The sequence below is a fragment of the Jannaschia seohaensis genome (assembly GCF_900116765.1).
Classification (GTDB): Bacteria; Pseudomonadota; Alphaproteobacteria; order Rhodobacterales; family Rhodobacteraceae; genus Jannaschia; species Jannaschia seohaensis.
Genome location: NZ_UETC01000001.1, coordinates 279,808 through 305,665 on the forward strand (window position 1 = coordinate 279,808; position 25,858 = coordinate 305,665).

The 25,858-nt window shown below is 69.5% G+C and carries 24 protein-coding genes, 1 tRNA gene and 4 pseudogenes; 19 read left to right on the forward strand and 10 right to left on the reverse strand.

What is annotated here, in order from left to right:
• Positions 1-25 precede the first annotated feature (25 nt).
• Positions 26-1,303 carry a M20 family metallopeptidase gene (locus DTQ71_RS01345; RefSeq protein WP_109562485.1) on the reverse strand — a complete coding sequence of 426 codons (1,278 nt, stop codon included), beginning with the start codon at positions 1,301-1,303 and terminating at the stop codon, positions 26-28.
• Between the two features lie 182 nt (positions 1,304-1,485).
• Between DTQ71_RS01345 and DTQ71_RS01350 the strand changes: the two genes are divergently transcribed.
• Positions 1,486-2,154 carry a GntR family transcriptional regulator gene (locus DTQ71_RS01350; RefSeq protein WP_109562486.1) on the forward strand — a complete coding sequence of 223 codons (669 nt, stop codon included), beginning with the start codon at positions 1,486-1,488 and terminating at the stop codon, positions 2,152-2,154.
• Positions 2,155-2,505: 351 nt separating this feature from the next.
• On the opposite strand, the gene DTQ71_RS01355 is transcribed toward DTQ71_RS01350, so the two are convergent.
• The gene (locus DTQ71_RS01355; RefSeq protein ID WP_109562487.1) at positions 2,506-3,531 is read right to left on the reverse strand and encodes a LacI family DNA-binding transcriptional regulator; all 1,026 of its coding nucleotides are present in this window, start codon (positions 3,529-3,531) and stop codon (positions 2,506-2,508) included.
• 240 nt (positions 3,532-3,771) lie between these two features.
• Here DTQ71_RS01355 and DTQ71_RS01360 point away from each other — a divergent pair.
• From DTQ71_RS01360 to DTQ71_RS01395, 9 genes and pseudogenes are all read left to right on the forward strand, one after another.
• Positions 3,772-3,848, forward strand: a tRNA-Arg gene (locus DTQ71_RS01360).
• Between the two features lie 107 nt (positions 3,849-3,955).
• Positions 3,956-6,175 (forward strand): mechanosensitive ion channel domain-containing protein, encoded by a 2,220-nt coding sequence (locus DTQ71_RS01365; RefSeq protein ID WP_109562488.1) that lies wholly within the window; start codon positions 3,956-3,958, stop codon positions 6,173-6,175.
• Between the two features lie 166 nt (positions 6,176-6,341).
• Positions 6,342-6,792, forward strand: a pseudogene (locus tag DTQ71_RS01370) (ATP-binding cassette domain-containing protein); the annotation flags it as partial.
• A gap of 222 nt (positions 6,793-7,014) precedes the next feature.
• A pseudogene (gene phnD / locus DTQ71_RS01375) lies at positions 7,015-7,721 on the forward strand (phosphate/phosphite/phosphonate ABC transporter substrate-binding protein).
• 75 nt (positions 7,722-7,796) lie between these two features.
• Positions 7,797-8,529 (forward strand): annotated as a pseudogene (locus DTQ71_RS01380) (PhnE/PtxC family ABC transporter permease).
• 5 nt (positions 8,530-8,534) lie between these two features.
• Positions 8,535-9,430: pseudogene (locus DTQ71_RS01385) on the forward strand (PhnE/PtxC family ABC transporter permease); the annotation flags it as partial.
• 623 nt (positions 9,431-10,053) lie between these two features.
• On the forward strand, positions 10,054-10,284 hold the full coding sequence (locus tag DTQ71_RS23310; RefSeq protein ID WP_170125258.1) for a hypothetical protein: 231 nt from the start codon (positions 10,054-10,056) through the stop codon (positions 10,282-10,284).
• A gap of 53 nt (positions 10,285-10,337) precedes the next feature.
• Entirely contained in the window at positions 10,338-10,751 is a 414-nt protein-coding gene (locus DTQ71_RS01390; RefSeq protein WP_170125259.1) for a PEP-CTERM sorting domain-containing protein, read from the forward strand.
• An 85-nt stretch (positions 10,752-10,836) separates the two neighbouring features.
• Entirely contained in the window at positions 10,837-11,454 is a 618-nt protein-coding gene (locus tag DTQ71_RS01395) for a DapH/DapD/GlmU-related protein (protein WP_109562491.1), read from the forward strand.
• Here DTQ71_RS01395 and phnF read toward each other — a convergent pair.
• Entirely contained in the window at positions 11,445-12,179 is a 735-nt protein-coding gene (gene phnF / locus DTQ71_RS01400) for a phosphonate metabolism transcriptional regulator PhnF (RefSeq protein WP_109563105.1), read from the reverse strand. The two genes, DTQ71_RS01395 and phnF, sit on opposite strands and share 10 nt — an antisense overlap.
• 52 nt (positions 12,180-12,231) lie before the next feature.
• Here phnF and phnG point away from each other — a divergent pair, with 52 nt between their 5' ends.
• From phnG to DTQ71_RS01415, 3 genes are read left to right on the forward strand one after another with little or no spacing between them, the layout of a single operon-like run.
• Positions 12,232-12,660 (forward strand): phosphonate C-P lyase system protein PhnG, encoded by a 429-nt coding sequence (gene phnG / locus DTQ71_RS01405; RefSeq protein WP_109562492.1) that lies wholly within the window; start codon positions 12,232-12,234, stop codon positions 12,658-12,660.
• Positions 12,660-13,202 carry a phosphonate C-P lyase system protein PhnH gene (phnH, locus tag DTQ71_RS01410; RefSeq protein ID WP_109562493.1) on the forward strand — a complete coding sequence of 181 codons (543 nt, stop codon included), beginning with the start codon at positions 12,660-12,662 and terminating at the stop codon, positions 13,200-13,202. The genes phnG and phnH overlap by 1 nt, the downstream gene beginning before the upstream one ends.
• Complete coding sequence (locus DTQ71_RS01415) at positions 13,202-14,272, forward strand: carbon-phosphorus lyase complex subunit (protein ID WP_109562494.1); 1,071 nt, start codon at positions 13,202-13,204, stop codon at positions 14,270-14,272. Before phnH ends, DTQ71_RS01415 begins: the two co-directional genes overlap by 1 nt.
• Before the next feature lie 44 nt (positions 14,273-14,316).
• Here DTQ71_RS01415 and DTQ71_RS01420 read toward each other — a convergent pair whose 3' ends face one another.
• Complete coding sequence (locus DTQ71_RS01420) at positions 14,317-14,562, reverse strand: hypothetical protein (RefSeq protein WP_109562495.1); 246 nt, start codon at positions 14,560-14,562, stop codon at positions 14,317-14,319.
• A 29-nt stretch (positions 14,563-14,591) separates the two neighbouring features.
• Between DTQ71_RS01420 and DTQ71_RS01425 the strand changes: the two genes are divergently transcribed.
• From DTQ71_RS01425 to DTQ71_RS01440, 4 genes are read left to right on the forward strand one after another with little or no spacing between them, the layout of a single operon-like run.
• Positions 14,592-15,413, forward strand: a complete 822-nt coding sequence (locus DTQ71_RS01425) for an alpha-D-ribose 1-methylphosphonate 5-phosphate C-P-lyase PhnJ (protein ID WP_109562496.1) — start codon at positions 14,592-14,594, stop codon at positions 15,411-15,413.
• Complete coding sequence (gene phnK, locus DTQ71_RS01430) at positions 15,410-16,186, forward strand: phosphonate C-P lyase system protein PhnK (protein ID WP_245947147.1); 777 nt, start codon at positions 15,410-15,412, stop codon at positions 16,184-16,186. Before DTQ71_RS01425 ends, phnK begins: the two co-directional genes overlap by 4 nt.
• Positions 16,183-16,866, forward strand: coding sequence for a phosphonate C-P lyase system protein PhnL (phnL, locus tag DTQ71_RS01435; protein ID WP_109562497.1), 684 nt, complete (start codon positions 16,183-16,185; stop codon positions 16,864-16,866). Before phnK ends, phnL begins: the two co-directional genes overlap by 4 nt.
• Positions 16,863-17,408 (forward strand): phosphonate metabolism protein/1,5-bisphosphokinase (PRPP-forming) PhnN, encoded by a 546-nt coding sequence (locus DTQ71_RS01440; protein ID WP_109562498.1) that lies wholly within the window; start codon positions 16,863-16,865, stop codon positions 17,406-17,408. Before phnL ends, DTQ71_RS01440 begins: the two co-directional genes overlap by 4 nt.
• On the opposite strand, the gene DTQ71_RS01445 is transcribed toward DTQ71_RS01440, so the two are convergent.
• Positions 17,390-18,025: a DUF1045 domain-containing protein gene (locus DTQ71_RS01445; protein ID WP_109562499.1), complete on the reverse strand. Its 636-nt coding sequence runs from the start codon at positions 18,023-18,025 to the stop codon at positions 17,390-17,392. The two genes, DTQ71_RS01440 and DTQ71_RS01445, sit on opposite strands and share 19 nt — an antisense overlap.
• Before the next feature lie 20 nt (positions 18,026-18,045).
• On the opposite strand from DTQ71_RS01445, the gene DTQ71_RS01450 reads away from it, so the two are divergent.
• On the forward strand, positions 18,046-19,188 hold the full coding sequence (locus DTQ71_RS01450; RefSeq protein ID WP_109562500.1) for an alpha-D-ribose 1-methylphosphonate 5-triphosphate diphosphatase: 1,143 nt from the start codon (positions 18,046-18,048) through the stop codon (positions 19,186-19,188).
• A gap of 24 nt (positions 19,189-19,212) precedes the next feature.
• Here the strand turns inward: DTQ71_RS01450 and ggpS are convergent, their stop codons facing one another.
• The 3 genes from ggpS to DTQ71_RS01465 are packed head-to-tail and all read right to left on the reverse strand — an operon-like array spanning position 19,213 to position 22,631.
• Complete coding sequence (gene ggpS, locus DTQ71_RS01455; protein ID WP_109562501.1) at positions 19,213-20,703, reverse strand: glucosylglycerol-phosphate synthase; 1,491 nt, start codon at positions 20,701-20,703, stop codon at positions 19,213-19,215.
• 12 nt (positions 20,704-20,715) lie between these two features.
• Positions 20,716-21,492 (reverse strand): HAD-IIB family hydrolase, encoded by a 777-nt coding sequence (locus DTQ71_RS01460; protein WP_109562502.1) that lies wholly within the window; start codon positions 21,490-21,492, stop codon positions 20,716-20,718.
• The gene (locus DTQ71_RS01465) at positions 21,489-22,631 is read right to left on the reverse strand and encodes an NAD(P)H-dependent glycerol-3-phosphate dehydrogenase (RefSeq protein ID WP_109562503.1); all 1,143 of its coding nucleotides are present in this window, start codon (positions 22,629-22,631) and stop codon (positions 21,489-21,491) included. Before DTQ71_RS01465 ends, DTQ71_RS01460 begins: the two co-directional genes overlap by 4 nt.
• A gap of 367 nt (positions 22,632-22,998) precedes the next feature.
• On the opposite strand from DTQ71_RS01465, the gene DTQ71_RS01470 reads away from it, so the two are divergent.
• Complete coding sequence (locus DTQ71_RS01470) at positions 22,999-23,889, forward strand: UTP--glucose-1-phosphate uridylyltransferase (RefSeq protein WP_109562504.1); 891 nt, start codon at positions 22,999-23,001, stop codon at positions 23,887-23,889.
• Here the strand turns inward: DTQ71_RS01470 and DTQ71_RS01475 are convergent.
• Together DTQ71_RS01475 and DTQ71_RS01480 are read right to left on the reverse strand one after the other, a co-directional pair.
• Positions 23,886-24,716, reverse strand: coding sequence for an amidohydrolase family protein (locus DTQ71_RS01475; protein WP_109562505.1), 831 nt, complete (start codon positions 24,714-24,716; stop codon positions 23,886-23,888). The two genes, DTQ71_RS01470 and DTQ71_RS01475, sit on opposite strands and share 4 nt — an antisense overlap.
• A 94-nt stretch (positions 24,717-24,810) precedes the next feature.
• Positions 24,811-25,836 carry an aldo/keto reductase gene (locus DTQ71_RS01480; RefSeq protein WP_109562506.1) on the reverse strand — a complete coding sequence of 342 codons (1,026 nt, stop codon included), beginning with the start codon at positions 25,834-25,836 and terminating at the stop codon, positions 24,811-24,813.
• Between the last annotated feature and the right edge of the window lie 22 nt (positions 25,837-25,858).

Sequence of the window (25,858 nt, forward strand, 5' to 3'; positions counted from 1 at the left end):
GGGCCGTTCCCGGCCTCTTCGTGTGTCAGGAGGGCGGCGTGCTGCCGCTGCACCAGTCGGTGACGATGGCGGTGGTGACCTCGACCATCCGGCGGAAATCGGCGACGTCGATCCACTCGTCGTGGCGGTCGTTCTGCGACAGATCCCCGCCCAGGCAGCCAAGGCCCACACAGGGGATGCCCGCCTCGACGATGGGGTTCCGGATGTCCGAGGAGGTGTGCATCGGGTTGACGTGCGGGGCGGCCCCCGTCACGCGTGAGACGGCGGCGGCGGCGGTGCGGTAGAGCGGATGATCCGCGGCGACCTCGCCGCCGGTGACGCCGGTGACCCAGGTGATCTCGGGCGGGTGCTCCGCCAGGAAGGGGTCGGCGGCGGCGGCGCGGGCCACGGCCTCGGCGATCTCCGCCTTGACCTCCGCGATGGTCTCGCCCGGCGGGAAGGAGACGGCGCAGCCCAGCGTGCAGGTCTCGGCCATGCGCGACAGGCGTCGCATCTCGCCCGCCGTGATGCGGGAGACGTTGATATTGGTGGCGCGGCCGACCTCGGCCTCGATCAGCGGATGGCGGATGCGGGCCGCGCGGGCCTCGGCCAGCGCCATCAGCGCGTTGCGCACCACCAGCGCCTTGTCGATCGGGTTGACGCCCAGATGGGCGAAGGCGGTGTGGCCGGGTTCGGTCGTCTCGGGCGCGCGGCCTGCGACGGTGATGCGGAACTCGATATGGCCCGAGGCGACGGCCTTGATCTCGCGCATGCCGACACCGGATTCGGCGGGGTGGAGATAAAGGGAGGCATCGGCGCGCAGCCCGTCATGGAGCAGCGCGGCCACGCCGCGGGCATAGCGCTTGGAGGGCGTCGAGGCGAGGACGGCGCGGCCCATCGGCACATTCGCCTCCGCCGCCCGTTCGAGGGCCAGGACGGCGGCGGCGCAGCCCGCCAGATCGTCGGCGACGCCCCAGCCATAGAGGCGCCCGTCGGACACGGTCCCCGCAAAGGGATCGTGAGTCCAGGCCTCGGTGCCCGCGACCGGCTCTCCGTCGGGATGGGCGAAGACCAGAAGACTGGGCAGCTCCGGATCGCCGGGCAGGGTGCCGATGATGGCGCGGCGACGCTCGGTCGCGCGCGCGCTGTCCAGCGCGAACTCCCCCACCACCTGCACCTCGGCCGGGTCGTAGTCATGAGCGGCGACCTCGCAGCCGGCGGCGCGCAGCCGGTCCGAGATGACCTCCTGAACCGCGGCCTCCCCCTCGGCCTGGGCGGCGACGAGCGCGCGCATCAGCGCGATGGCCTTGTCTTCTTCGTCCAAGTCGTTCCCCCGGCGCGGCTGTGTATACCGTCTGTATACAAACAGCGTCCGATGCTTTATCTTCCATTGCAAGGATTTTGTTCGTAAGCGCGCGGCGCGGGCCGTGCGGTCTGCCGGGCTTTGCCGGCTGGGGCCGCCAGACCGCCGGAATCGGCGCAACTGACACAGGACGTGCCTGGATTATGAGCGTCGCAAGAAACCGAATCGATTCGTCGCCGGCCCGCGGCGCGCCCTCGACCCTGTCCGAGACGGCCTATCTGACGCTCTCGCGCATGATCCAGGAACGGGAGCTACCGGTCGGCCGCCCGGTGGTGGAGACGCAGCTGGCCGAGATGCTGGGCGTCTCGCGCACGCCCCTGCGCCAGGCGCTGCAACGGCTGGAGGCGGAGGGGCAGCTGCGGAAATCGGAGACCCGCTCCTATGTGGTGCGCCGAGTCGAGCTACGAGAATATCTCCAGAGCCTGAAGGCCCGCGAGATCCTAGAGGCCGAGGCCGCCGAGATGGCCATCGGCCGCATTGCGCCCGAGGCCCTGGAGAGCGCCCGCGCCCATCTCCATGCCGTCCAGCGGCGGCAGCCCTATGACATGCTGGCCCATTGGGCCTCCGACGACGAAGTTCACGACCTCTATATCGAGAGCTGCGGCAACGCCGTCATCCGCGACCTGCTCAAGTCGCTCCGGGTCACGACCAAGCTGTTCGAGATCGAGCGGCTGTCCGAGCGGTTGGAGCCCGACAGCAGCCAGCACGAAGCGATCCTGGACGCGTTGGAATCGGGGGACGGGGCAGCGGTTCGCGCCGCCGTGATCGCGCATCTGCGCTCCCTGGCGGAGTTCGCGGTGCGGGTTCTCTGAGGCGCCGCGCTCGGGTCTGCATTCCCCCCTCGCGACCCGCGCCGGCATAGCGCGGATGGACGCCGGGGTGGCCCGCTTCGACGCCGCCCCCCGCGTCGTGTCCGAGAGCGTAACCCGGAGCGTCTGCCGCTCCGCCCTCGCTTACCCACACGACATCGCCGTCAGGCGGGGCGCCGCGTCCAGCTTGCCCGCGAGGCGCCGGTGCTGCTGCGCGCGCGCGTCCAGGGGGTGCCGGCGTCGGGCCGGTGGCAGGGGTCGCGTCGTGAGTATTTTGGGCCAGAAGAAAGGGGATGGAAGACGACGGCCCGGGCGCGCCGCCCGGTCCGGCCGGGCGGGTTGGCGGGGCCGCCGTTACGCGTTGCGCGGGGGGCGCATCGTGTCCCCCGGCAGGAAGGTCGGCACCAGCTCGACCCGTCGGTCCTCGCCGTCGAAAACGTAGTCCCCGGTGATGATCCGGGCGGCGACTTGCCCGGCCTCGCGCCGGCGGCTGTCCACGGTGGCCAGCCTGCGCGGAAGCCCATCGAGCAGCGAGAAGGCATTGAAGCCCGCCAGCCCGAGCGCGCCACCCACGTCCAGACCCTTCTCCAGGCAGTAGAGCAATCCGCCCGCTCCGGTCAGGTCGTTGGTGTAGAACAGAAAATCCACGTCCGGCGCGCGCGCGAGCAGCTCCGCCGTCATCTCCCGGCCCTTGGCGAAGCCGGACCAGCCGGAATAGGCCATCTGATCGACCACCGGGATGCCCGCCTCCGACAGGGCGCGCTCCAGCCCCTCGATCCGTTTGCGGGCGCGGTGGTCGCCATCCATCTTGGTGCCGAGCACCGCGACCCGTTCATAGCCGCGGGCGGCGATCTCGGTGCCCACCTGATAGCCCGCGCGCCAATGGCTGATGCCGACGGCTGCATCGATGGGTTCTCCGTCGACATCCATCACCTCGACCACCGGCACACCGCAATTCGCCAGCATGGCGCGGCTGGCATCGGTATGCTCCAACCCCGCGACGATGACGCCCGAGGGCCGCCAGGACAGCATCTCGAATAGGGTCTTCTCTTCCTTGGCGGGGTCGTAATTGGTGGCGCCGATCACGGGCTGGAGCTCCGTGTCCTCCAGCACTTCCTGCACGCCGGCCAGCATTTCGGGGAAGACCAGGTTCGACAGCGAGGGGACGACGACCGCGACCAGGTTCACCCGGTTCGACGCCAGGGCTCCGGCGATCTTGTTGGGCACGTAGCCGAGCATCCGCGCGGCCTCCAACACCTTCTCGCGGGTCTTGGCGGCCACGTCGCCGCGATTGCGCAGCACCCGGCTGACGGTCATCTCGCTGACCCCCGACGCCTCCGAGACGTCGCGCAGGGTGAGGTGCTGGTTGCGTCTGGTCACACGCGCCTCCGAACGGGCTCGGTCGTTGGTAGCGCAACCACAGGGGAATGCACAATCCGTTGCCAGAGCGTTGGCCGTTGCCCGAGCGTTGGCTGCGGTGGGCCGGCTTTCCGTCGCTGCGGGGGCGGTCGCGCCGGCTGCGGCGGGCCGAAGACGGGCCGGGGCGTGGCATCCGGAACCCGGACCGCATGCGCCTGCCGGTGGACAAGACCCGTGCCCGGCGGATAGTCAGGCTCCGGAGGTCCCGTGGCTCAACTGGATAGAGCAATCCCCTCCTAAGGGATAGGTTGCAGGTTCGAGTCCTGCCGGGATCACCATTCCCTCATGCCCCTTTTGCAGCGCGCCGGGGGGCGGGCCGGTTTTCCTTTCGGCCCGGCTGATCTATCTCGCGCCGCGACCGACGACCTTATCGCCAGGATTTCCCATGCCGAGCTGCGCCGCGCTCCGCCGCCTTCTTGCCCCGCTTTTTCTGATCATCGCCGTTGCGGGGCTGACCGCCGCCCCGCCGGCCGGGGCACAGAGCGTGTCTGGCGAGGCCGGGTCGGCGGCCTCCGCCGACCCCTCGCCGGCGCTCACCAATCTTATCGAGGTGCTGCGCGACGAAGCGGCGCGGGAGGCATTGATCGCCGAACTGGAGGCACTGACACCCCCTGAGGCGGCGCCGGACAGCGCCGTCCTGGACGTGGAGCAGACGCTGGCGCGCCGCTTGGCGGACGCCTCGGCCCTGCTCGTCGAGGAGACGCTGTCGACCGCGCGGACGGTCTGGCGCGATCTGCTCGGCTTCGGGCGGATTGGCGAAACCCTGTCGGCGGAGAAGCTCGACGCGATCTCCGAAGCGTGGCTGCCGCTGCTGTCGACCATCCTGTCGACGGTCGGCCTGCTCTGGCTGCTCTCGCGGCTCGCTTCGGGCGTGCTGGCGCGGGCGGATTCGACCCCGGGCGGCGACACGCTGCGGGAGACCTTGCTGGCCGTGGCGCGCAACGCGGTGCTCGACGCGGTGGTGCTGGGGCTGGCCTATGCGGCGGGCTACGTACTGGCCTATTCCGTCTTCGGCAGCAGCGGGGACATCCTGGTCGAGCAGTCGCTCTACCTCAACGCCTTCCTGGTGGCCGGGGTGGTGCGTCTGGTGCTGCGCGCCTTCGTGCGCCCGGACCGGCCGGAGGAGGCGATCTCGCATCTTTCGGTACCCATCCAACGCGTCATCTACCGGAGGGTGAAGGCGCTCAGCTGGCTGCTCGTCTACGGCATCAGCGTGGGTGTTCCGCTGGCCAATGCCTGGCTGTCGTTGGGGGCGGGGCGGTCGGTGCGGGTGCTGGCCGTGACCCTGGCCGCCATGCTGGCGCTGGTCTCGATCCGCAAGGTGGCGCGGCTGATCGAGGCTGACGGCAAGGCGGCCGCCGCGCAGGCGCCGGTCGACGGCTCGGAGGCCGAGCAGGTCGTCGGCGCGATCGGCGAAGCCTCGGTCCAGGCGGCGACCTCGGCCTGGAACCGGATCTGGCCCTGGCTTGCCTCGATCTACGTCCTGGCGGTCTGGGGCGTGGCGGTGACGCGGCCGCGCCTGATGGGGGAGTTCGTCTGGGGCGCGACGTTGCGCACGCTGGTCGCCTGCGCGCTGCTGGTGCTCGCCTTCCGGCTGCTGCGGCATGCGCGGCGGGCGCGCGCGCCGCTGGCGGGCGTGGTGACGCGCGGCCTGCCGGCGCTCCAGAGCCGGCTCGACGTCTTCGCGCCCGCCGTCGTCCGCCTAGTCGCGCTGGTGCTGTCGGTCGGGGCGGTCGCGCTGCTGGTCGATGCGTGGACGGCGCTGGACCTGGGCGCTTGGCTTTCCAGCGCGACCGGCGCCGAGATCCTCTGGCGCGTGGCGAGCGCGGCGCTGATCCTCGCCCTGGTCGTGTTGACCTGGGCCGTGGTCGCGGCCTGGATCGACCAGCGCCTGGCGCAGGAGCTCGACGGGCCGCAGGTCAGCGCCCGTTCCCGGACGTTGCTCGCGCTGTTCCGCAACGCCTTCACCGTGGCGATCTTCATTTTCGGCCTGATGATCGTGCTGTCCCAGGTCGGGATCGACATCGCGCCGCTGCTGGCGGGCGCCGGCGTTCTGGGCCTGGCCATCGGCTTCGGCGCGCAGAAGCTGGTGCAGGACATCATCACCGGCGTGTTTATCCAGCTGGAGAACGCGATCAACGAGGGCGACGTGGTGACGGTCGCCGGGATCACCGGCGCCGTGGAGAAGTTGACGATCCGCTCCGTTGGCCTGCGCGACATGGGCGGGATCTATCACATCGTGCCGTTCTCTTCGGTCGACACGGTCTCCAACTTCATGCGCGGCTTCGCCTATCACGTCGAGGTCGTGGGGATCGCCTATGCCGCCGATATCGAGACCGCCAAGGCCGCCATGCAGGAAGCGTTCGAGCGTCTGCGCGCCATCCCGGAGCATGGCGAGGTGATCGTCGGCGACCTGGAGATGCAGGGGGTGATCGCCCTCTCCGAAAGCTCGGTCGATCTGCGCGCCCGCATCCGCACCCAGCCGGGCAAGCAATGGGGCGTGGGCCGGGCCTATACGGAACTGGTCAAGACGGTCTTCGACGAGCGCGGCGTGGAGATCCCGTTCCCGCATCGCAAGCTTCTGATCGAGCGCGAGGCCGACTGACCGCCCCTCGCGGCGTCCGGCCATAGGCGGGGCGCTGCGCAAAGCGGTGCTCATCCGCGTGCGGTGCGGCGCGCGCCCGACCGTCACTCAGTTTTCAAGAACCCGTTAGGTCGCCGTTGCCTCGACCCTTCAGTTGCCGCCGCAATTCGAGACCGGGGCCCGCAGCCTGCTCATCTTGGATCGCCTCACCACGCGGTTCGGCCCGGCAACGGCCGTGGACGCCGTGTCGCTGACCGTCGACCGGCCGATGAGGATCGGTGTCATCGGGCGCTCCCGCGCGGGCAAGTCGACGCTCTTGCGGATGCTCAACCTGTTGGAGCGGCCTTCGAGCGGCACGATCCGCTTCGAGGGGCACGGCGGCCCGGTCCTGGCTGGCCGAGTGCGCTATGATCTTCCAGCCGTTCAACCTCGTGCCCCGGACGGATGTGATGTCGAACCTGCTGCATGGCAGGCTCAACCGTTGGTCGACGCGGCGGGCGCTGTTCGCGCTCTGGCTCCAGGCGGATGTGCATTGCGTCCTCGACAACCTGCCCCGTCTGGGCATCGCGGATCACGCCGCCAAGCGGGCCGAGGCCCTCTCCGGCGGCCAGCAGCAGCGCGTCGCCATCGCCTGCGCAGCTGACCACCGGCGTTGCGCGCGACATCTAGGGCGTGGGGGCGGCGTTCAGCGAGGCCGCCACCTCCACCGAGATCAGCGACACCGAGACGGTGGCCGCGGCCCTGATGCACCGCGCCGAAGCGGCCGTCTGACATGTGCGCCTGCGCGGAGGCGGGCAGACGACAATCCAACCGGAGAGACCCATGACCAAGACTTTCCTGGCCCTTGCCCCACCACCGTGATGACGTCCGCCGCCCTGGCCCGAGGCCCCGTGTCCCAGTTCAATATCGGCGTGCTGGGCGGCGTGAACGCCCAGGACCGCCTGACCGTCAATCAGTGTCTGGCCGACTACACGGCCGAGGCGTTGGGCCTCGACCCGTCGGACGTCAACATCTTCACCCCCGCCGATAGCGGCATCGCCGCGCTGTCGGACGTGCAGGGCAAGGTGTTCGGCTTCGGCGATCCGAACTCCACCTCTGGCTTTCTGATCCCTTCGGTGGAGATCCCGCAAGCCACCGGCGCTTCGATTGAGTCGGGCGGCTCTTTCGGCGAGGTCACCTTCACCGGCGGGCACGAGCAGACCATCGTCGCGGTCGCCAATGGCGATATCGACGCGGGTATGACCTGGGCCGACGGCCTGGGCGATTGGGAGGACGGCTACAATTCGGGCGCGCTGCGCCGCGCCTCGGACGCGGGCACCGTCGACAAGACCGATCTGGTGGAGATCTGGCGCTCCAAGCCGATCCCCGAAGGTCCGGTCATCCTGCGCACCGGCCTGCACGAGGACGTCAAGGCCACGATGATCGACCTCGTCGCCAACCTGCACGAGACCGAGCGGGACTGCCCTATGGCGTCGCTGCGGGCGAGACCCCCGGGTTCGAGACGATCACCCACCAGGCTTACGAGACCATCATCGAGGTCCGCTGCCGCGTGATCGAGGGCGGCTGACCCCTCCGCCCCTTCCGCGCGCGGCCCCCCCCCGGGGGCGCGCGCGTCGTTCTGCCCGCCGAAAAGGGAGCCCGCATGACCGCCACCGCCGATCCGACGCCCAACGGCCTCGACACCCTGCGCGCCGCCTATGCCGCGCAGCTGCGCACCAAGCGGATCTGGACCGGCATCGGCTTGCTGGTCTTCGTGCTGCTGATGGTCGCGGGCTTCCTGACCGCGAATGACCGTAACGCGGGCGGGTTCTGGCAGGGCCTGCCCAACGTTTTCGACTTCCCCGCCGACGTGGTCTAGGAGGCGGTGGCGCGCAGCGCGGAGTTGCCCAGCCTGCTGATGCGTGCGGCGCTGGCCTTTCTGGTAACCCGGGGGCTGGGTCGTGGCGCCGATCCGGCGCCTGCTCAACACGCTGCGCGCCATCCCCGAGATCGTGATCGCGCTGCACAAGATGGGCGCCTTGGGCAAGCTCTTCTCCGAGGTGGCCGAGAACGCGCCCCTGGGCGGGGTCGAGGGACTGCGCTCGGTCGGGGCGGCATGGGGCCAGCGGATGCTGTTCGGCGTGCTGCCGCAGGTGGCGCCCAATTGGCTGAGCTATGCGCTGCTCCGCTTTGAGATCAATATCCGCGCCTCGGCCATCCTGGGCTTCGTCGGCGCGGGCGGCATCGGCTACGACCTGCGCAACGCGATGGCCTGAGGGCCGAGGCGCTTCGCCGAGGCCGCCGCGATCTTCCTGCTGTCGTTCGGAACCATCGTGATCGTCGACCAGATCGGCTCGGCCATCCGGTGCCGTCTGACCAAGGGGGTGACCCTGTGACCGACATGACCGCCGACCGCCCCGCGCTCTATGCCGTGGCCGACCGCCATTTCGCCCGCGCGCGCCTAGTACTGATCGGCCTGCCCGCGCTGCTGCTGGCCGATCTGGTCCGTATCTTCTTCGCCTTCGAGGGCCCGGCGCTGATCCGTGAGGCCGATGGCGGCAACGCCCGCGTGCTTGTCTCCGACATGGTGCGCCACAAGGTCCATATCACCCGCGACAACCGCAACGGCAGTATCGAGGTCGCCATCGAGGCCGGGCGTTTCATCGCCACCCGCGACCGCACCGAGGTGTTCCGCTATTTCGCCCGATGGGAGCTGTTCTTCTTCATCCTCGACAGCCCCTATCACGGACTGGGCCTGGGGGCGCTGACGGCGGCGGCGCTCTCGGGCGAGGCGGGCGCGATCTGGACCAACGACATGTGGCGCCACGGAGAGGTCGCCCGGGGCCTGTTCGAGACGATCCCGATGGCGTCCCTGGGCACGACGGGCGCGGCGATTCTCGCGCTGCCGCTGTCGTTTCTGGCCGTCCGCGGGTTCACGCCGCTCGCGGCGGTCAGGGTCGTGTCCCGCCGCCCGTTCGACTTTCTGCGCGGGGTGGACGGTCTGATCTGGACCATCGTACTCAGCCGCGCCTTCGGCCCCGGGCCGCTGACCGGCATGCTGGCGATCCTGATCGCCGAGGTCGGCACGTTCGGCAAGATGGTCTCGGAGGCGCTGGAAAACGTGGACCGCCGCCAGCTCGAGGGCATCCGGTCGAGCGGGGCGGGGGGCGGTGCTGCGCGCGCTTCGGCGTCATCCCGCAGCTTCTGCCGGTGCTGGTGGCGCAGGTGCTCTACGATCTCGAATCGAACAGCCGCAGCGCCACCGTCATCGGTGCCATCACCGGCGGTGGCGTCGGCGACGGCAGATCGCGGGGCGCTGAGTTGCGCCTGTGAGGCACCTGGATGATATCCGCGACCGGTGTGTTCTGGCGCGTGCGGGGCTGGCCGGCACCCGAACGGACACGAACCGCGTTCACCGCATGGCGGGGCTTTTCCGACAAGCTGTGTCTGGACGCCCCGCCGGTCCTTGCCCGATGAGCCGGTCCGAGACCGAGGGGCCGGCGCCGGAGAACATCGAGGGAGCGCGCACGGATCTGGGCGGAGAATGGTGCCACTGCGCCCTCGGGCGGATGGGACAGAGGACATGACGCTCGCCACGGAGATCCCAATCAGTGCCATCCACGGCGAACGGAGCGCACCGGCGGGAAAGGGCATATCGACCGCGCTTTCTCCCACCTGCGTGGTCCGCGACGCGGCTTTCCAAGGGCAGCCGGAGCCGTTCATCCTCGGACCGGGGCGCATGTCGCATCCGGGTCATCGGGCCCAAAACCGTTGTCAGAGGGCGCCCAGGGCGGCATCATGGTCCGCACAGGCACTCACTTGGGAACGTCCGGCCACGGATGTCCCTCCTCAGCCCGTGAGCGGCCCGCAGGCCAACGGAAGGGGGGAACTGCATGATGAGATGTGCCCGTATGAGGCGGTTGGACCGTTTCGTGACACAGGATTATCTATGGCCATTGGCGCTCACGATCACCTTGGCCAGTGGGTTCGGTCTGTTGGCCGCCGGCGCTGATGCGGCGGTGGTGTTTTCGACGGACGACCGGGCCGCATGGACGGCTGCGGCGGGAGGCGGACTGCCCGATTACGTCGAGGACTTTGCGGGCATCTCCCCAATGGAACTCTTCTGGATCCGCTTGTCCTTGGCGGATTGACCCTGCAATCGACACGGAAACCCACGGTCGTCGTTCCGGACGGAACGTCTCTGGTGACAGACGTGGACGGCAACGTCTCGGTCAACGGCAGCAGCAATGTCCTCCATCGCATGGGCAGCTTTCCCGGGCTCGACGCTTCCGTGACATATCTGTTCGACAGGCCGATCGCGGCGTTCGGTTTCGACGTGAACCCTCATCCGGACCACGTGAACAACACCGTCGATTTCGTGACCGGCACGTCCGGAGCCGGATCCTTCGTCCTCCCGGGCAGCGACATCACCGAATTTCGCGGCAGCATTTTCGATACACCGTTCACATCGATCACGTTCTCCATGAATTCCGTCAGCCGGGGTGCCTGGGGATCGGACAATGTCGCCGCTTTCGCGCCGGTGTCTCTGCCCGGGACGCTCGCCCTCCTGAGCTTGGGGCTGGCAGGGTTCGTCGTCACGCGGCGTAAGGCCGTCTGACTGCGCGATGCGGTCTGCCGGCCGGTTTCGTTGCGAACGGCCAACCGGACGCGGGACCTCCAGGCGCCAGAACAGTCGAGTTGCCATGCCCCTCCTCTCTCCGGATGCGCCCTTCCTCCACCCCGATGTCGAGATCACCGAGGATTGCCGCTTCGGCGCTTATGTCGAGATCGGGCGGGGGTCGCGCGTGGCGCATTCCAGCCTCGACGACTATTCCTATTGCGACCGCTATGCCGACATCGCCAATACGCGGATCGGCAAGTTCTCCAACATTGCGGCCCATGCCCGGATCGGCGCGACGGACCACCCGATGGAGAAGGCGTCGCTGCACCATTTCCTCTACCGCTCCGCCGACTACTGGGACGACGCGGAGGACGACGCCGACTGGTTCGCCCATCGCCGTAGCCGCGTGGTCGTGCTGGGCCATGACACCTGGATCGGCGCGCAGGCGATGGTGAAGCCCGAGGTCACGGTGGGCCATGGCGCGGTGGTCGCGGCCGGGGCGGTCGTGACGAAAGACGTGCCGCCCTATTGGATTGTCGCGGGCGTGCCCGCGACGCCGCTCCGGCCGCGCCTGCCGGAGGACATCGCCGAGCGCCTGATCGCGCTAGCCTGGTGGGACTGGCCGCATGACCGGCTGCGGGCGGCGCTGGACGACTTCCGGACCCTCTCGGCGGAGGCGTTCCTCGACCGCTACGGGTGATGCAGCGTCAGTGCGATGCGCGTACCGGCAAAGCGCGTGGTGCCCGCCTCCACCGGCGTGCCGTCCAGATCCGCGTTGATAGCCTCCGACACCAGCAGCGGCGCGCCCGGCTCCAGATGCAGGTGCCCCGCCTCGACCGGATCGGCCGCCGCCGCCGTGATCCGGGTCGAGACGCGGACGTAATCGGCCACGCCGCAGGCGCGCAGCGCGTCGGTGACCGAGCCGTCGCGGGCCAGCGCCCCGGGCAGGCCGGGCAGGCGCGCGGCCGGGAAGGTCGAGCGGAACAAGGCGACCGGCGCCCCGTCGGCCAAGGCGATCCCCTCGGCCACGTGGATCGCATCGCCTGGGGTGAGGCACAGCGGCGCCGCCTCCTCCGCCGTCGCGGGCCGCGTCTCCAGGGACAGGAGGCGCTTGCCCGGCACCCGCCCCGCCGCCTCCATCGAGCGGCGGAAGCGGGTGCGCGCGCCGATCGGGTATTCGGTCGGAGCCTCGGCCACGAAGGCGCCGGAGCCGCGGCGCGTCCGCACCAGACCCTCCTCCACCAGCGCGGCCAAGGCCCGGCGCACCGTGTGCCGGTTGACCCCAAACCGTGCCGCCAGCCGCGCCTCGGTCGGCAGCCGGTCACCGGGCCGCCGCGCGCCCTCCGCGATCTCCCGGCGGAGGAGATCGGCGATCGTGGCCCAGACCGGGCTGCCCTTTATCGAAACGTCACTGGCATCGCTCATGCGGATCGGTTTAAGGAAGGAGGTAAGATTTGTCGAGTTGTCGAGATCGCCCATGACCCGCCCCGATTGGATCGGCCTTCTTTCCCGCAGCGCACCGGACGCGCTGACGGCGCTCTGGCCCGCCGTGGGGGACCTGCCCGCGCCCGACTGGCTGCGCCGCCCCGAGACCGGCAGCGTCATGGTCCGCGGCCGGACGGGCGGGACCGGCGCGGCCTTCAACCTGGGCGAAGTCACGGTGACGCGCTGCGCGCTGCGGCATGAGGGCGTCGAGGGCCACGCCTTCGTGCAGGGCCGCGACGCCGCCCACGCCACCCGCGCCGCCTGGATCGACGCGCTGATGCAGACCGACCGGGCCGAGGCGCTCGCCCGCGACGTGCTGGCGCCGCTGGCCGAGGCGGAGCGCGCCCGGCGCGAGACCCGCGCCCGCAAGGCCGAGGCCACGCGCGTCGATTTCGAGACCATGGTCCGGGGAGAAGACTGATGCAGCCCGCTTTCGCCGACCCGCCCGCCGACGCGGCCCGTGCCTTCCGCGCGGTCATGGAGGCCATGGCACGGCCCGGCACGCTCCGGTCGGTCGCCTCCCCCGCGCCCGAGGGCTTGTCGCCCGCCGCCGCCGCCGTGCTGCTGGTCCTGGCGGACCAGACCACGCCGGTCTGGACGCGGGCGGGCCGCGACTGGCTGATCTTCCACACCGGCGCGCCGATTGCCGCGACGCGGGCCGAGGCGACCTTTGCCGTGGGCCGCTGGGACGATCTCGCGCCCCTGACGGACTGGGACGCCGGCACGCCCGACTATCCCGACCGCAGCGCCACGCTGATCGTCGAGGTTCCGGCGCTGGACGGCCCGGGCCACCGCCTGACCGGACCCGGCATCGAGACCGAGGCGTCCCTGCCCCTGCCCGACCCGCAGGCGCTGGCCGCCAACGCGGCGCGTTATCCGCTCGGCGTGGACCTGATCCTGACCTGCGGGGAGCGGCTGGCGGCGCTGCCCCGCTCCACCCGTATCGACTTGGAGACGCTCTGATGTATGTCGCGGCCAAGGGCGGCGAGGAGGCCATCGCCGCGGCCCATCGCTGGCTCGCCGAGGAACGGCGGGGGCAGGGCGCGCTGATCGACGTGGAGCAGATCGCAAGCCAACTTGCGCTGACTGTGGCGCGGGTGATGTCCGAGGGCTCGCTCTACGACCCGGAACTGGCGGCGCTGGCGGTGCGGCAGGCGCGGGGCGATCTGATCGAAGCGGTCTTTCTGATCCGCGCCTATCGCACGACGCTGCCGCGCCTGGGGGCCTCGCGCCCCATCGATACCGGGGCCATGGCCTGCGACCGGCGCGTCTCGGCCACGTTCAAGGACGTGCCGGGCGGGCAGGTGCTGGGCCCGACCTTCGACTATACCCACCGGCTGATCGACTTCGCCGAGGCCGCAGGGGCCGACCCCGCCGCCCTGGCCGCCGCCGCGCCCGGCCGGCGGCCGCGCGTGTCGGACCATCTGGGCCGCGAAGGACTGCTGCGGGACGAGCCGCGCGACGACACGACCCCGCCCGACCTGACCCGCACGCCACTGGAGCTGCCCGCCGATCGCGCGCTGCGCCTCCAGGCCCTGGCCCGTGCGGATGAGGGCTTCCTGCTGGCGCTCGCCTATTCGACGCAGCGCGGCTACGGGCGCACCCATGCCTTCGTGGGCGAGCTGCGGATCGGCACGGTCGAGGTGGAGATCGACCTGCCGGAGCTGGGTTTCGCCGTGGCCTTCGCCGAGATCACCGTGACCGAATGCGAGACGGTCAACCAGTTCACCGGCTCCAAGTCCGAGCCGCCCCAGTTCACGCGCGGTTATGGCCTGACGCTGGGCGCGTGCGAGCGCAAGGCGATCTCCATGTCGCTGGTCGACCGGGCGCTTCAATGGCGGGAGTTGGGCGAGGATTGCGTCGGCGCGCCCGCGCAGGATGAGGAATTCGTATTGGCCCATGCCGACAACGTGCAGGCGACGGGCTTCCTGGAGCATATCAAGCTGCCCCATTACGTCGACTTCCAGGCCGAGCTGGAGCTGATCCGGCGTCTGCGCCGCGAGGTGGGGCAGACGCGGGAGACGGCGGAATGAGCGCGCGGGCGGCCTGCGCTCGGCCCGAATGGGTGCTGATGACGTCAGTCTCCGCCTCCCCCGTCGCCTGCGTCGCCGCCATCCGCGTCCCCTTGTTCCTCCCGGTCCCAGCCGGGGCGGGGGTCACGGCTCGACCGGCGCTCGGAGCCGTCGAGTTCGACCCAGACATAGGCGTCTCCGTCCTGCCGGAGCGAGGCCCGGCGTCGCCGGCGCCTCCGATCGGCCCGGCTGGCGAGGACGGCGACCGCCACCGCGGCGGCGACCGCGAACAAGAAGACCATGCCGTCCATAGATCCAACCTCCGCTCCGGGGTTCTGAGATGACCGAGTACAACTTCGCCTATCTCGACGAGCCAACCAAGAAGATGATCCGCCGGGCCATCCTCAAGGGCCTCGCCGTGCCCGGCTATCAGGTGCCCTTCGCCAGCCGCGAGATGCCGATGCCCTATGGCTGGGGCACCGGCGGCGTGCAGGTGACGGCGGCCTGTCTGGTGCCCGAGGACAGGCTGAAGGTCATCGACCAGGGGGCCGACGACACGACCAACGCGGTCTCGATCCGGGCCTTCTTCGCCCGCGTGGCCGGGGTCGCGACGACCACGCGCACGCGTGAGGCGACGCTGATCCAGACCCGCCACCGCATCCCCGAGACGCCGCTCAGCCCCGACCAGATCCTGGTCTACCAAGTGCCCATCCCCGAACCCCTGCGCTTCCTGGAGCCGCGCGAGACCGAGACGCGGCGGATGCACGCCTTGGAGGAATACGGGCTGATGCACGTCAAGCTCTACGAGGACATCGCGCGCCATGGCGCCATCGCCACCTCCTACGCCTATCCGGCGCTGGTGAACGGGCGGCATGTCCTTGACCCTTCGCCGATCCCGCGCTTCGACAACCCCAAGCTGGAAAGCCCCGCGATCCAGCTCTTCGGCGCCGGGCGGGAGCAGCGGATCTACGCGATCCCGCCCTTCACCCGGGTGGTGTCGCTCGATTTCGAGGATCATCCCTTCGAGGCGTCCAAGGCCGAGGGGGCCTGTGCGCTCTGCGGCGCGACGACGAGCTACCTGGACGAGATCGTGGCCGACGATGCCGGAACCCGGCGGTTCCAGTGCTCGGACACGGATTACTGCGCGGAGCGGCGGGCATGAACGCGGAAACGATGAGCGAGGCGCCGCTCTTGTCGGTGCGTGGATTGACCAAGCGCTATGGCGGGCGGATCGGCTGCGCCGAGGTCGACCTGGATCTCTGGCCCGGCGAGGTGCTGGGCATCGTGGGCGAGAGCGGATCGGGCAAGTCGACTCTGCTGGCCTGCCTCGCCGGGCATCTGGAGGCCGATGGCGGCACGGCGCGTTACGACGGTCGCGACGTGCTGACCCTGCCGGAGCCGGAGCGGCGGCGGCTGGCCCGCACCGATTGGGCCTTCGTGCATCAGCACGCGCGCGACGGGCTGCGGATGAACGTGAGCGCCGGCGGCAATGTCGGTGAGCGGCTGATGGCCGGGGGCGCGCGGCATTACGGCGACATCCGCGCAACCGCCGAGGACTGGCTGGCCCGGGTGGAAATCGACCCCGCGCGGATCGACGACCGGCCGTCGCAATTCTCCGGGGGCATGCAGCAGCGGTTGCAGATCGCGCGTGGGTTGGTGACGGGCCCGCGCCTCGTGCTGATGGACGAGCCGACCGGCGGGTTGGATGTCAGCGTGCAGGCGCGGCTGTTGGACCTCTTGCGCGGGCTGGTGCGGCGCATGGGGCTGGCGGCCATCGTGGTGACGCATGACATCGGGGTCGTTCGGCTCCTGGCGGATCGGCTGATGGTGATGAAGGATGGGCGCGTGGTGGAGGCTGGCTTGACCGACCGGGTGCTCGATGACCCGCAGCACGGCTATACGCAGCTGCTCGTGTCCTCGGTGCTTCCGACATGATCCAGGTCGAGGGATTGGCGAAGGATTTCGTCCTGCACAACCAGGGCGGCGCGCGCATTCCGGTGCTGCGCGCCGCGAGGCTGGAGGTCGCGCCCGGTGAATGCGTTGCGCTCACCGGCGCGTCGGGGGCGGGCAAGTCGACGCTTCTGCGCCTGTTGCAGGGGAACTACGTCCCCGGCGGCGGGACGCTGGTGGTGGCGGGGCTGGACCTCGCCACGGCCTCGGCGCGCGAGGTGGCTGCGCTGCGGCGCGGGACGCTGGGCTATGTGTCGCAATTCCTGCGCGTCGTGCCGCGCGTCCCCGCGCTGGACGTGGTGGCCGAACCGCTGCTTGCGCTGGGCGCGCCCGAGGACGCGGCGCGGGCGCGGGCGGCGGAGCTTCTGACCCGGCTCAACCTGCCGGAGCGGCTATGGGGCCTGTCCCCCACCACCTTTTCGGGCGGAGAGCAGCAGCGGGTGAACATTGCGCGCGGCTTCGCACATCCCTATCCGGTGCTGCTGCTCGATGAGCCGACCGCCTCGCTGGACCCGGTGAACCGGGCCGTGGTGCTGGACCTGATCCGCGAAGCGAAGGCGCGGGGCGCGGCCATCGTGGGCATCTTTCACGACGCCCCCGCGCGCGCCGCTGTCGCCGACCGGGAGGTCGATGTGACGGCCTTCTCCCCCGGGGCCGCGCCGTGACCGGGCCGCGCACGCTTGCCGTGGTCGGGCCCTCCGGCGTCGGTAAGGACAGCCTGATCGCCGGGCTGGCCGCGCGCGGCCCGCGCCTGCGTCCGTTGCGCCGCGTCGTCACCCGTCCGGCGGACGAGACCGAGCCGTTCCTTTCCGTCGATCCGGCGTGCTTTGCCCGGATGGAAGCGGCGGGCGCCTTTGTCCTGAGCTGGGACGCCCATGGCCTGCGCTATGGCGTGCCGCGTGCGGAGGTAGCCGCGTTGGGCCCCGGCCAAACCGGGCTCGTCAACTTGTCCCGCGGCGTGCTGGACCGGGCGGCGGCGGTGCTGCCGGGCCTCGCCGTATTGTCGGTCACCGCGCCGGCCGATGTCCTGGCTAGGCGTCTCGCAGGGCGCGGCCGCGAGAAGGCGGCTGACATTGCCGCGCGCCTGGCAAGGCCCGCGCCCCCGATACCCGCCGGCCTGCCGGTGCTGGAACTCGACAATGGCGGGGCGCTGGAGGCGTCCGTGGACCGGGTGCTGGACTGGCTGGCTCAGGCGGCCCCTGAATGAGCGCCGAGCGGCAGATCCTCGATCAGGTGGAAGCGGCCTTGGTCGTTTTGCCCGACCAGCGAAAGCGCGGACAGCGTATGCGGTCCCGCATGCGGGCCGAACACCGCTTCGGCCTCCGCCAGCCGCCCCTCGGCCGGGTCGGGTCCGGTCAGGGTGAGGTGCATGCGGAATTCTTCCATTACATACGGATAGCCCCAACGTTGCAGCAGGGCGTCCTGCGCCGGGCTCAGTCCCGAGGCGCGGCGGCGGGCCAGGTCCTCCGCGCCGGGCGGGGCGCGGAAGGCGTCGAGCCCTTCGACCATGGCGGCGGCCAGACCGGCCGGGTTGTGCTCTGGTGTGAGCGCCAGGAACCGGCCCAGCCGGGCGGGGCGCAGATGACCCAGCGCGACGGGCGCCAGCCGCGCCGCGAGATCCCGCGCCGCCTGAACCAGCCCGTCGGCCTCCGTCCCCGCGGCCAAGCGGAAGGGCGGCTTGATCGTGGCGTGAAAGCCGTAGCGTGCCGGGCTATGCTGCCCCTCGCCGCGACCGGTCCGGGCGTCCCAGCCCAGCCATTCCGCGCCCGCCCGGCCAAGCGGCCCGTCCGGCAGCCAGTAGATCGCGTATCGCGCCCAATCCATTCCGTCCTCCGGAGCCGCCCATGACCGAAACCGTTCTGACCAATGCCCGCCTTATCCTGGACGACGAGGTGATCTCGGGTACGGTGGTCTTTGCCGAGGGGAGTATCGTCAGCGTCGAGACCGGGTCAACGCGCGTCGCCGGTGCGGTGGATTGCGACGGCGACCTGGTGATGCCCGGCCTGGTCGAGCTGCATACCGACAACCTGGAGCGGCATATCCAGCCGCGCCCTGCCGTCGACTGGCCCCATGCCGCCGCCATCCTCGCCCATGACCGGGAGCTGGCCTCCTGCGGGATCACGACCGTTTTCGACGCGCTGCGGGTGGGCACGCTGCGCTCGTCCACGGGGGTCGGCTATGGCGCCTATGCGCGGGCCCTCGCGACCGAGATTCTGGCGATGCGGGCGGCTGGGGCTTTGAAGATCTCCCATCACCTGCACCTGCGGGCCGAGATTTGCAGTCAGAACCTGGTGGACGAGCTGGACAGTTTCGCGCCCGAGGACCGGGTGGGGCTCGTCAGCCTGATGGACCACACGCCGGGCCAGAGGCAATTCGCCGATACGGACAAGCTGCGCGCCTATATCCAAGGGAAGAAGGGTCTGAGCGCCGATCAGTTCGACATCTATTGCGAAGAGCTGCGCGGCTTTCAGGCGGCCCATGGCGCCGCGCATGAGGCCGCCGCCGTCGCCGCCGCGCGCCGATTGGGCGCGGCGCTGGCCAGCCATGACGACACGACCGAGGGGCAGGTCGCCACCAGCGCGGGCCACGGTGTGGCCCTGGCGGAGTTCCCGACGACCGTCGAGGCCGCCCGCGCCTGCCGGGCGCATGGGGTCGCGGTGATGATGGGTGCGCCCAATGTCATTCGGGGCGGGTCGCATTCCGGCAACGTGGCCGCGATGGATCTCGCGGAGGCGGGCCTGCTGGACATTCTCAGTTCGGATTATGTGCCTGCCGCCCTGCTGCTCGCGGCGATGCGTTTGGGAGAGCGCTCGGGCGACATGGCCGCCGCGGTGGCGACGGTGACCGCAGCGCCGGCGCGGGCGGTCGGTCTGACGGATCGGGGCCGGATCGCGCCGGGGCTGCGCGCGGATCTGATCCGCGTGCGGATGCGCGAAGGTTTCCCGGGGGTCGAGGCGGTCTGGTCGGAGGGCGCGCGCGTGGCGTGACCCACGCGCGCGGGTGTCACGACGTCACTCGGCGGCGACCGGGCTCAGCGAGCGCTCGATCGAGAGCCGTCCGGGGCCCCAGCACCGCACGTCGTTGGTGGTCACGGCCTCCCGCAGGCGGCGCATCCGGTCCCGGCGCGCTTCCTCCGGCATCGACAATGCGGCCAGGATCGCATGGTCCATCGCCTTGTGGGAGAACGGGTTGGTGATGACCGCGTCCCCCAGCTCGACCGCGGCGCCGGCGAATTCGGACAGAACCAAGACGCCGTCCCCGTCGAGGCGCGAGGCGATGAACTCCTTGCAGACGAGGTTCATCCCGTCCGCCAGCGGCGTGATCCAGGCCACGTCCGCGGCCTGATAGTAGGCGACCAGCTCGACGAAGGGGATCGCGCGGGAGATCAGCGCGATCGGCTGCCATTCAAGCGTTCCGAAGCGGCCGTTGATGCGCCCGGCGATCTGCTCGATCTCGTTCTGGATCTCACGGTAGGCGGTCATGTTGCGGTTGGCGGCCACCGAGACATGCATCAGCCGGATCTTGCCGATGAGGTCGGGATTGGCCTCCAGCACACGCTCGAAGCTCTCCAGCTGCTGCACGCCGCCTTTGGTGTAGTCGGTTCGGCCGACCGAGAGGATCAGCTTCGCGTCGCCCAGATCCCGCCGGATCTCCTCGACGGAGGTGGCGGCCTCATCGCTCTCCGCGCGCTCCTCGATGAAGCGCACATCGACGCCCAGCGGCGTGTAGCTCACCGAGACCTCGCGATCCTCGAAGGCAAGGCGCGTCGGTACGGAGCGCTCGGTCAGGGCCGTGCCTTCGGTGATCCACTTTTCGGGCACCTTCTCGCGCTCGATCACGTCGACCTCGAAGAGGCTGCGCGCGACCGAAACGAAATTGGCGGCGAAGCGCGGGATGTGGAAGCCCACGTCGTCGCAGGCCAGTAGGCTGCGGACGATTTCCTTGCGCCAGGGCAGCACGTTGAACATGTCCGCCGCCGGGAAGGGCGTGTGGTGGAAGAAGGCGATGCGCACGTCGGGGCGCATCTCCCGCAGATAGCCGGGCACGAGCCACAGATTGTAGTCATGCACCCAGACGAGCGCGCCCTGCGCCGCCTCGGCGGCCGCCGCTTCGGCGAAGCGACGGTTCACGTCCCGGAAATTGGCCCAGTCCACCGGGTCGTAATTGTACTGCTCCTTGAAGGAGTGGAGGATCGGCCAGAACGCCTCCTTGGAGGTGACGTGGTAGAATTCGCTGACCTGCTTGGAGGTCAGCGGCAGGCGCGAGACCGTGTAGTCGCCATAGGCGTCCGAGATCTCGATCTTCTGCTCGAATTCCGGGTTGTTCGGGTCGTCGGCGAGCTTCCAGGCGATCCAGGCCCCGTGATCCACGCTTCCGAAGAAGCTCTTGAGCGTGGGCACGATGCCGTTGGGGCTCTTGTTCTCTTTCAGGACGATCTTGCCGTCCTCTTCGACCTCCTCGTAGGGCTGCCGATGGTAGACGATGACGAGTTCCGATGACATGAGCGGTCTCCTTCAGCTGGCCGAGAGAAGCTTGTGCGCCAGAATCGCCTCTGCGATGCCCGACACGCCAATGCCCTTGGCGATATGGACATGATCCTCGCCGTCGAGCTTTTCGATCAGGGCCGGCTCGGAGCCGCCGACGGCGACGGCCGGCAGGCCCAGCGCGAGCATCGACAGGTCGTTGAGCGTGTCGCCCGCGACCAGGGTGCGCGCATTCTCGACCTCGAGATGCGCCAGCAGCCGAAGGAGCGACGGCCCCTTGCTGACATCCTTGGGCAGTACGTCGAAGAAGCGGTTGTCGGAGACGAGCGCGTCGAGCCCGAGCCCCGCCACGATGTCCAGCGCCCGGCTGTCGAACCGCTCCGGGTCCATGTCGTAGCTGACGCGGTAGCGGAAACCGGTGGATTGCAGCTTGAGTCCCGAGACGGAATGCAGCGCCGCCTGGACGCGGCCGCTGGCATCGCCCCAGCGCTCGGAGATCTCCGATTCCAGCGCATCGATCGGCCGGAGCATGCCGTCGGGTTCGACTTCGGCAATGGTCGTGCCGACATCGCCGACGACATAGTCGGGCCGCGGCACGCCGCGCTTGGTGGTCAGCTCCCGGATGAAGCCCGGATCGCGCCCGGTCACGAAGATCAACCCGACACTGTCCCGGTTGGCCTGGATCCAGGAGTAGAATTTCGCGCACTCCTCGTCGGTGCCACCCAGGAAGGTGCCGTCGAGATCGGTGGCGAGCACCATCTCCTTGTCTTTGATTGCCTTGAAGGGGAAGGTTTCGTGACGGGTCATGAGATCCTTTCTGCAAGCGTTGCAATGGCTTGATCTGTTGCTGGGTGGCTGAACGCGAGATCCATTGCCCGCGGCTCAGCCTCGAGGGGCCGCGCCCAGAGCGCGGCAAAGGCGGCGCCGAGATCGGCACCATCGTGAAGGATGTGGCGCACCGTCTCGCAGATCGGCATGGAGACGCCGAGACGGCGCGCCAGATCGGTGACGGAACGGGCGTTGACCTCGCCCTCGACCACGACGGGCCTGCCGTCGAAACAGTCGGCCCGAGAGATGCCCTGGCCCAATTGCTGACCGAGCGACATGTTGCGCGAGGTCGGGCTGGAGCAGGTCAAACATAGGTCGCCAATGCCGGAGAGGCCAGTCACCGTCTCGCGGCGACCGCCCAGCGCCTCGGCCAGGACCTTCATTTCGTCGACGCCGCGGGTGATGAGCGCGGCGCGGGTGTTCTCGGCAAAGCCCGCGCCGGTCATCATCCCGCAGGCGATGGCGATCACGTTCTTGACCGCGCCGCCGATCTCGACGCCCACGAGATCGTCGGAGACATAGGCCCGGAAGCTCTCGGTCGAGAGCGACACGGCCATGCGGACGGCGGGGCTGTCTTGCGGCGAGAGGCGGTCGGCATAGGTGAAGGGGAACGCGACGGTGGCCGAGGTCGGGTGGCCCAACGCCGTCTCCCGCGCGAAGGTCGGCCCCGAGACGCAGCCGATCGGGTGGCCGGGCAGTTCCTCTTCGGCGACCTGCGACATCAGCAGGCCGGTTTCGGCCTCGATCCCCTTGGCGCAGACCGCGATGGGGATCCCCGCGGGCGCATGCTCCGCGACCTGGCGGGACACGCTGCGGATGCTGCGCGAGGGCACGACGATCAGCGCCGCGTCGGCATTGGCCAGGGCGCCCGCCATCTCGCGCACGGCATGGAGCGTCTCGGGCAGGTCGACGCCCGGCAGCATCTCTTCGTTGCGATGCTCGCGGTTGATCGCGTCCACGACCGAAGAGTTCCGGCCCCAGAGCCGCACCGACACCCCGGACTGCGCCAGCGTCGCCGCCAGCGCCGTTCCCCAGGAGCCGGCTCCGATCACGGCGACGCGCTCGTATTTATGCGCGGGATTGGGCGGCGTGTGTCCTGAGATCGGGTGATGCTTCATGGTCGGCCTCGACGAAGATGTGAAACGGGAGGGTGCGGTCGGGAATGGGGTGGCGACACGCAGGGAGGCCGGGCGCATCGCCCGGCAGGGTCCGAAAGGACCGGAGGGAACTTACTGAGTAGCCACGAATTGAACATGCGTAGCCTAACGCAGAGATCAATGCGGCGGTTGCAAAGGAATCGCGAAGGAAAGGGTTCGGATCGGTATTTTCTGCCCTCAGTTGTTCATATGCACAAAAAACAGGCTAACTTGCCTGAGGATTCCGCGCAACCAAGTTCGCAAACGACAAGGATGTGTCGCTTTTTGACTATTCCGCCATCTGCTGTAGGTTCTGCACCGCAGCGTCAACAAAAGAGGATTACGCCACATGACCCACCGCGTCCGTACCGCGATCTTTCCCGTCGCCGGCCTTGGCACCCGCTTCCTTCCCGCCACCAAGGCAACCCCGAAGGAGCTCTTGCCGGTCATCGACACGCCTCTGATCCAATACGCGATCGACGAGGCGCGGGACGCGGGCGTCGAGCGGCTGGTATTCGTGAGCCATCCGTCCAAGTCTGCGATCGAGCGCCATGTGATGGACGATGCCAAGCTGCGGGCCGACCTGCGGGCGCGCGGAAAGGCCCAACTTGCGGACGACCTGCAGGCGGCGGCCTTCTGCCCGGAAAACGACGATGTCGTCTTTACCATGCAGGAAGAGCCCCTGGGCTTGGGTCATGCCGTGCTCTGCGCCCGGGAGGCCGCTCTGCCCGGTCCCGTCGCCGTGGTGCTGCCCGACGATCTGATCCTGGGCCGCGGCTGCCTGGGCGAGATGGTCGAGGCCTATGGGACGGGCGGCGCGCGCCACATGGTCGCGACCATGACCGTCGCCCAGGAGGAGACCTCGAAATACGGCATCCTCTCGGCCACGGGCGCCAACGGGCCGCTGATCCAGGCCGATGGCATGGTCGAAAAGCCCGCGCCCCAGGACGCGCCCTCCCGCGAAGCGGTCGTGGGCCGCTACATTCTGGACGAGTCGATTTTCGACGATCTCGCGCGCCAGGACCCCGGGGCGGGCGGCGAGATTCAGTTGACCGACGCGATCTCCCGCGGGATCGAGCGGGTCGGACTGTGCGGCTTCCGGTTCAGCGGTCAGCGGTTCGATTGCGGCTCCAAGACCGGGATGCTGCGCGCGATCCTGCACCTCGCGGCGGAGGACGCGGAGTGCTGCGCCGTCCTGGAGGAGCAGGGCATGCTGACCGCCCAGGCCGACGCGGCCTAAGCGGCGATCCGGTAAAAACGTGCCGCCGTGCCGCCGAAGATGGCGGCGCGGTGCTCTTCCGGCCTGTCAGCCGTTATCGCCTCGGCGGCGCCCAGCCAGGCGTCATACTCCGCCCGCAGGCGGCAGACCGGCCAGTCGGAGCCCCACATCACGCGGTCCGGCCCAAAGACGTCCAGCACATGCGCCGCATAGGGGCGCAGGTCGTCCAGGGTCCAGCCCTCGGCGGCCTCGGTGACGAGTCCCGAGAGCTTGATGCAGGCCGACGTGTCCCGGGCCAGCCGGGCGATGCCCGGCGCCCAAGTCTCGAAGCCGCCGCCCGCGATGTCCGGCTTCATGCAATGGTCGATGACCACGCGCATGTCGGGATGGCGAGTGAGCAGGCGGTGGAAATTCTCGAGATGCCGGGGGAAGCCCAGCGCGTCGAAGGTCAGGTCCAGCTCGGTGACGGCGGAATAGCCCCAGGCCACGTCGTCGCGGAGCATCCAGTGGTCATCGGGAATGTCCTGGATCATCGGGCGGACGCCGAGAAACTTCGGATGGCGCGAGAGGCGCTCCAAGGTGCGGCGCTGGCTTGGGTCTTCGAAGTCGACCCAGCCGACGACCCCCGCGATCCATTCGGTCGCATCGGCGAGGCCCAGCATGTATTCCGTCTCGTCGGTCGTGGCGGCCGCCTGGACCAGCACGGTGCGGTCGATCCCATGGCGCCGAAGGATCGGCGCCAAGTCGGCCGGCGCATATTGCCGGTCGAGGATCGGATCGCCGTCCGGCATCCAATCGTGGTCGCCCCGCAATGGCTGCCAGAGGTGGTGATGCGCGTCTATTCGCATGGCGTTTCCCGGTTGGGAGGGCCGGGGGCTCTGCCCCCGGACCCCCGAGGTATTTTCGGCAAGATGAGGGAGGAGCCTGTGGCGCCGAGCCCTGTCATGTCGGCGCGTCTTCTCGCATCAGGCCCTCGGATTTGAGGTCGGACCACAGGGAGGCGGGGATCTCGGCCCGCGCGGCCTGAAGGTTGCCCTCCATCTCGTCGGTGCCCTGGCCGCCGGGGATGACCGAGACGGTGGCCGGATGCAGCAGCGGGAACTGGAAGGCGGCGTCGACGAGGCGCACGTCATGGGACTGGCAGACCCGCTCGATGGCGGCGACGCGGTCGAGCACCTCCTGCGGGGCGATCTCGTAGTTGTAATAGGCGCCGGGCTTCGGGCCGGTGGCGAGGATGCCGCTGTTGTAAGGTCCGCCGGTCACGATGCCGATGCCGCGCGCCTCGCAGAGCGGCAGGAAGGAGGTCAGCGCCTCCTGCTCCAGCAGCGTGTAGCGGCCGGCCAGCAGGAAGAGGTCGAAATCGCCGTTCTCGGCCAGTTTCTGGCAGACTTCCCATTCGTTGACGCCCGCGCCGAAGGCTTTGATCGCGCCCTCCTTCCGCATCTTCTCGACGGCGTGGTAGCCCGAAGAGAGCAATTGGTGGACCTTGGCGTCGACATTGGCCCGCGAACCCTGATTGGGCACGTCGATGTCGTGGAAGAACAGGACGTCGATGCGGTCGACGCCGAGGCGCTCGAAGCTGGCCTCCAGCGAGCGCATCACGCCGTCGTAGGAGTAGTCATAGACTTCGTTGCGGGCCGGCACCTCGAACCATTTGCCATGGCCGTCGCGGGTCGCTTCGGTCGCGGGGACGAGGTAGCGGCCGACCTTGGTCGAAAGCACATACTCGTCCCGTGGCTTGTCGCGCAGAAAGCGGTTGAGCCGCGTCTCGCTGAGGCCGAGCCCGTAGAGCGGCGCGGTGTCGTAATAGCGCACCCCGGCTTCCCAGGCGCGGGCGAGGATGGCATCGGCCTCCGCATCCGTGATCGCGCGGTAGAGATTGCCCAGCGGCGCCGTCCCGAAGCCCAGTTCGGTGAAGGTCAGGCCCCCATTGCCGAGGCGGTCCCAGTGTCTGGTCTTGAGCGTCATGCGTGTCCTCCTGGCTGACATG

Coding starts and splice junctions, on each gene's coding strand:
- DTQ71_RS01450 (WP_109562500.1), top strand. CDS start 18,046: ATGACCGAAACCGTTCTGACCAATGCCCGCCTTATCCTGGACGACGAG.
- phnL (WP_109562497.1), top strand. CDS start 16,183: ATGATCCAGGTCGAGGGATTGGCGAAGGATTTCGTCCTGCACAACCAG.
- DTQ71_RS01395 (WP_109562491.1), top strand. CDS start 10,837: ATGCCCCTCCTCTCTCCGGATGCGCCCTTCCTCCACCCCGATGTCGAG.
- DTQ71_RS01415 (WP_109562494.1), top strand. CDS start 13,202: ATGTATGTCGCGGCCAAGGGCGGCGAGGAGGCCATCGCCGCGGCCCAT.
- phnF (WP_109563105.1), bottom strand. CDS start 12,179: ATGAGCGATGCCAGTGACGTTTCGATAAAGGGCAGCCCGGTCTGGGCC.
- DTQ71_RS01350 (WP_109562486.1), top strand. CDS start 1,486: ATGAGCGTCGCAAGAAACCGAATCGATTCGTCGCCGGCCCGCGGCGCG.
- DTQ71_RS01475 (WP_109562505.1), bottom strand. CDS start 24,716: ATGCGAATAGACGCGCATCACCACCTCTGGCAGCCATTGCGGGGCGAC.
- DTQ71_RS01365 (WP_109562488.1), top strand. CDS start 3,956: ATGCCGAGCTGCGCCGCGCTCCGCCGCCTTCTTGCCCCGCTTTTTCTG.
- DTQ71_RS01425 (WP_109562496.1), top strand. CDS start 14,592: ATGACCGAGTACAACTTCGCCTATCTCGACGAGCCAACCAAGAAGATG.
- DTQ71_RS01445 (WP_109562499.1), bottom strand. CDS start 18,025: ATGGATTGGGCGCGATACGCGATCTACTGGCTGCCGGACGGGCCGCTT.
- DTQ71_RS01420 (WP_109562495.1), bottom strand. CDS start 14,562: ATGGACGGCATGGTCTTCTTGTTCGCGGTCGCCGCCGCGGTGGCGGTC.
- phnG (WP_109562492.1), top strand. CDS start 12,232: ATGACCCGCCCCGATTGGATCGGCCTTCTTTCCCGCAGCGCACCGGAC.
- DTQ71_RS01470 (WP_109562504.1), top strand. CDS start 22,999: ATGACCCACCGCGTCCGTACCGCGATCTTTCCCGTCGCCGGCCTTGGC.
- DTQ71_RS01480 (WP_109562506.1), bottom strand. CDS start 25,836: ATGACGCTCAAGACCAGACACTGGGACCGCCTCGGCAATGGGGGCCTG.
- DTQ71_RS01460 (WP_109562502.1), bottom strand. CDS start 21,492: ATGACCCGTCACGAAACCTTCCCCTTCAAGGCAATCAAAGACAAGGAG.
- ggpS (WP_109562501.1), bottom strand. CDS start 20,703: ATGTCATCGGAACTCGTCATCGTCTACCATCGGCAGCCCTACGAGGAG.
- phnH (WP_109562493.1), top strand. CDS start 12,660: ATGCAGCCCGCTTTCGCCGACCCGCCCGCCGACGCGGCCCGTGCCTTC.
- DTQ71_RS01465 (WP_109562503.1), bottom strand. CDS start 22,631: ATGAAGCATCACCCGATCTCAGGACACACGCCGCCCAATCCCGCGCAT.
- phnK (WP_245947147.1), top strand. CDS start 15,410: ATGAACGCGGAAACGATGAGCGAGGCGCCGCTCTTGTCGGTGCGTGGA.